Here is a 4,606-nt window from a genome sequence, read left to right on the forward strand (position 1 = left end):
GCTGCCCGGCGGCCCCGACCTCGACGTCCCCGGCGGCACCCTGCACTGACCTCCCCGGACCCCGGGTCCGTGTCGGCGCGATCGCCCGTGCCCGTCAGCGGCGGCGCCGCAGGCCGCGGACCACGGGCCGCTCGATGTAGCCGCCCAGGGCCAGGCTCGCGCGTCGTTCGAAGACGTTGCGCGAGGCCGGATCCCCGGTCCGCCACATCGACCACGCCGCCGCCAGCGCGTACGCCGGCAGGAAGGGCAGACCCAGCAGGAGGGCGTACTGGTCCGCATGGCCGGCCTCGTGCCGCCACAGCGTGGGCGTCATGCGCAGGCCGGGGCGGGTGAACACGACGTCGCCGACCGTGAACGCGGCCCCGCCCGGGAACCGGTGCGTCCAGCCGTGGGCCTCGATCAGCCCGTGCGGTCCGGGCCGCAGCGCGCAGCCGGCGACGACGGCGCCCACCAGCCCCAGCGGCGTCGCCAGGTTCAGCAGGTTCCACAGCCCGCGCGCCCGCACGTGCGCCGGAGGCGACGGCCGGGAGGGGGCCGCGGTCATGGCTGTGCCGCGGGATCGGCGTCCCCGGCGGGGGACCCGGACGCGGGGACGTCGAAGTAGAGCGGGGCATGGGCGGCGCAGCCCGGGTTGAACGGCGCCCCGCAGGCCGGGCACGCAGGATCAGCGGTGGCCTCGAGGGCGAGGTAGGCGGTCACGCTCAGCTCGGTGCGGCACACCCCGCACAGCACATGCGGCCGGTCGAACTCGCCGGCAGGCACCGGCACGGCCGGGTGGTCGGCGAGCTCCGCGTGGCAGCGGTGGCAGGACCAGTACGCGGGGCAGCAGGCGAAGCGCAGGGCGACGACGTCCCGCGCCGTGGCGTAATGGGCGCAGCGGGTCTGCGCGTCCAGGCCCACGCCCCGCAGCAGCGGGTCGGTGCCGTCGAGGGAGTCCGGGGCGGTCATGCGCCTCAGCCTAGGCCGAGCGGGCCCGGGGCGGACACTAGACTGACGGGCGTCCCACCGTCCCCCATGCGAAGGTCGTTGCCCTGATGACACCCAGCCCCGAGACCGGCGCGGAGCCCACCGCGCCCGTGGCGGAGATCTCCCCCGTGGACGCGGAGGCGGTGGAGGCCGCTGTGCAGGCCGCGCTCGCCGCATATGAGGCCGCGGCCGACCTCGATGAACTCAAGGCCGCCCGCCTGGCCCACACCGGCGACCGGGCCCCCTTGACTCTCGCGAACAAGGCGATCGGCGCTCTGCCCAAGGAGCGCAAGGCGGAGGCCGGCAAGCTCATGGGCGCCGCACGCGGCCGCCTGGGCAAGGCCCTGGCCGCCCGCACCGAGGTGCTCGAGGCGGAGCAGGCCGCGCGGATCCTGCGCGAGGAGACGGTGGACGTGACCACCGCGGTCCGTCGCCGCCGCGTCGGCGCCCGTCACCCGCTCTCGCTGACGATGGACCGTGTCTCGGAGATCTTCGTCGGCATGGGCTGGGAGATCGCGGAAGGCCCCGAGCTCGAGTCCGAGTGGTTCAACTTCGACTCCCTCAACTTCGCGCCGGATCATCCGGCCCGCGAGATGCAGGACACCTTCTTCGTGGACCCGGCCGAGGCCCACCTGCTGCTGCGCACCCACACCTCTCCGGTGCAGATGCGCTCCCTGCTCGAGCGGGGAGCCCCCACCTACGTGCTGTGCCCGGGCCGCACGTTCCGCACGGACGAGCTGGACGCCACGCACACCCCGGTGTTCCACCAGTTCGAGGGCCTGGCCGTGGACAAGGGCCTGACCATGGCCCACCTGCGCGGCACCCTCGAGTACTTCGCCCGCCAGATGTTCGGGGCGGAGGCGGCCATCCGCCTGCGCCCGAACTTCTTCCCGTTCACCGAGCCCAGCGCCGAGCTGGACATCTGGCACCCCGGCGCCAAGGGCGGGCCCCGCTGGATCGAGTGGGGCGGCTGCGGCATGGTGCACCCGAACGTGCTGCGCGCCGCGGGCCTGGACCCGGAGGAGTACTCCGGGTTCGCGTTCGGCATGGGCGTGGAGCGCACGCTCATGTTCCGCAACGAGGTCCCGGACATGCACGACATGATCGAGGGCGACGTCCGCTTCTCCCAGCACTTCGGAATGGAGGTCTGATCCATGCGCATCCCCCTGGACTGGCTGCGGGAGTTCGTCCCCGTGCCCGCGGAGCACCGTGCCGAGGACGTGATGGCCGACCTCGTCCGCGTCGGCCTCGAGGAGGAGGACGTCCACCGTCCGGCTGCCGAGCTGCAGGGCCCGATCGTCGTCGGGCAGGTGCTCTCCAAGGAGCCCGAGCCGCAGAAGAACGGCAAGACCATCAACTGGTGCTCCGTGCGCGTGGTGCCCGAGGGCGCCGCACAGCCGCTCACCGGCGAGGGGATCGAGCCCTCCGGCGTGCAGGGCATCGTGTGCGGCGCCCACAACTTCGAGGTCGGGGACAAGGTCGTCGTGGCCCTGCCCGGCGCGGTGCTGCCCGGCGACTTCCGCATCAGCCCCCGCAAGACCTACGGCCACGTCTCGGCCGGCATGATCGCCTCCAGCACGGAGCTGGGCATGGGCGACGACGGCACGGACGGGATCATCGTGCTCGGCGACCTCGGGCTCGACCCCGAGCCGGGCACCGACGCCCGGGACGTCCTGGACCTGCACGGCGAGGCCGCCGAGATCAACGTGACGCCCGACCGCGGCTACGCGTTCTCGATGCGCGGCGTCGCGCGCGAGTACGCGCACGCCACCGGCGTGCCCTTCACGGACCCGGCCGCCGCCGTCCACCCGCCCGCGGCCGACGACGCCGGCCCGGCCGTCCGCATCGACGACGACGCGCCGATCCACGGCGAGCCCGGGGCCACCCGGTTCGTGGCCCGCACGGTCTCCGGCGTGGACGCGACCCGCCCGACCCCGCCGTGGCTGGCCGCGCGCCTGCGCCTGGCCGGCATCCGCACCATCTCCCTGCCGGTGGACATCTCCAACTACGTCATGTGGGAGCTGGGCCAGCCCCTGCACTTCTACGACGCGGACACGCTCTCCGGCGAGATCGTGGTGCGCCGCGCGCGGGCCGGAGAGACCCTGACCACCCTCGACGGCAAGGAGCGCGAGCTCGACCCCGAGGACCTGCTCATCACGGACGACTCCGGCCCCATCGGCCTGGCGGGCGTCATGGGCGGGGCCGCCACCGAGGTCACGGACGCCACCACCACGATCGTGGTCGAGTCCGCGAACTTCGACCCCGTGTCGATCGCCCGTACGCGGCGCCGGCACCGCCTGCCCTCGGAGGCGTCGAAGCGCAACGAGCGCGGCGTCGACTGGGAGATCGCCGACGAGGCGGCCGAGCGGGCCGTGCAGCTGCTCGTCGAGCTCGCCGGCGGCACCGCCGAGCCCGGGGTCACCGACGTCGGGACGCGGCCGCAGCCGGCCGTCGTCGAGATGGCCGCCGACTTCCCCTCCGCCCTGGTGGGCGTGGCGTACACGACCGACGAGGTCGTGGAGACGCTGCGCGCCCTGGGCGCCGAGGTGGCCGTAGCCGAGGCCGCCGCCGACGTCGCCCCGCGGCTGACCGTGACCGCCCCGTCGTGGCGCACGGACCTGCGCATCCCCGAGGACCTCGCCGAGGAGGTCGCGCGCCTGCGCGGCTACGACGCGATCCCCTCCGTGGTGCCCGTGGCCCCGCCGGGCCGCGGCTTCACCCGCCGCCAGGCCCAGCGTCGCCGCGTGTCGGCCGCGCTCGCGGCCGCGGGACTCACCGAGGTGCTGGCCTACCCGTTCGTCTCCGAGGAGCAGAACCGGCGTTTCGGGGCGGACTCGGACGCGCAGGGCCAGGCCCTGGCGATGGTGGCCCTGGCCAATCCGATCGCCTCCCAGTACCGGTACCTGCGCCTGTCGCTGCTGCCGGGCCTCGTCGAGACCGCGCGCCGCAACCTCGGACGCGGCTTCCGCGATCTGGCGCTGTACGAGATGGGGCTGGTCTTCCTGCCCGGCGCGCAGCTGGGCTCGGCGACGATCCCCCCGCGCGCGGTCCACCCCTCCGCCGAGGTCCTCGCCGACCTCGAGGCCGGCATCCCCGCTCAGCCGTGGCACGTGGCCGGTCTGTACGCCGGGCACGACTCGGCGCCCGGGCCGGACCACGACCCCCGCCCGGTGGACTGGCAGGACGCGATCGCCGGGGCCCTCGACGTGGCCGACGTCCTCGGCGTCGAGCTGACCGTCCGGCAGGGCCGGCACCACGCGTTCCACCCGGGCCGGGTGGCCGAGCTCGTCGTCGTGACCGAGCACGGGGACCGGGTGGTGGGCGTCGCCGGCGAGCTGCACCCGCAGTGGCTCGAGGCCGAGGACCTGCCCGCCCGCACGAGCGTGTGGGAGCTGGACCTGGACGCGCTGTGCGCCGCGGCCCCCGAGATCGTGGTCGCCGCACCGCTGTCCACGTTCCCCGTGAGCACGCAGGACGTGGCGCTCGTGGTGGACGAGGCCGTCGTGGCCGGGGACGTGCGCGCGACCCTCGCCGAGGGCGCCGGGGAGCTGCTCGAGGCCGTCGAGCTGTTCGACGTCTACCGGGGCGCGGGCGTGCCGGAGGGGCGGAAGTCCCTCGCGTTCTCCCTGCGCTTCCGCGC

The 4,606-nt window shown here is 74.8% G+C and carries 4 protein-coding genes; 2 read left to right on the top strand and 2 right to left on the bottom strand.

All coding sequences use genetic code 11. The features are described from left to right. Positions 1-94 precede the first annotated feature (94 nt). Together D8M29_RS08860 and D8M29_RS08865 are read right to left on the bottom strand one after the other, a co-directional pair. Positions 95-544, bottom strand: a complete 450-nt coding sequence (locus D8M29_RS08860; RefSeq protein WP_127445911.1) for a hypothetical protein — start codon at positions 542-544, stop codon at positions 95-97. After that, positions 541-948 carry a CHY zinc finger protein gene (locus tag D8M29_RS08865; protein ID WP_049147953.1) on the bottom strand — a complete coding sequence of 136 codons (408 nt, stop codon included), beginning with the start codon at positions 946-948 and terminating at the stop codon, positions 541-543. The genes D8M29_RS08860 and D8M29_RS08865 overlap by 4 nt, the downstream gene beginning before the upstream one ends. 86 nt (positions 949-1,034) lie before the next feature. On the opposite strand from D8M29_RS08865, the gene pheS reads away from it, so the two are divergent. Then, a complete protein-coding gene (pheS, locus tag D8M29_RS08870; RefSeq protein WP_049147954.1) occupies positions 1,035-2,117 on the top strand; it encodes a phenylalanine--tRNA ligase subunit alpha in 1,083 nt (360 codons plus the stop codon). Between the two features lie 3 nt (positions 2,118-2,120). Next, positions 2,121-4,606: phenylalanine--tRNA ligase subunit beta (pheT, locus tag D8M29_RS08875; RefSeq protein WP_127445912.1), on the top strand; the 2,486-nt coding region annotated here is incomplete at its 3' end.

The organism is Micrococcus sp. HSID17227, assembly GCF_003989405.1.
Taxonomy (GTDB): domain Bacteria; phylum Actinomycetota; class Actinomycetes; order Actinomycetales; family Micrococcaceae; genus Micrococcus; species Micrococcus luteus.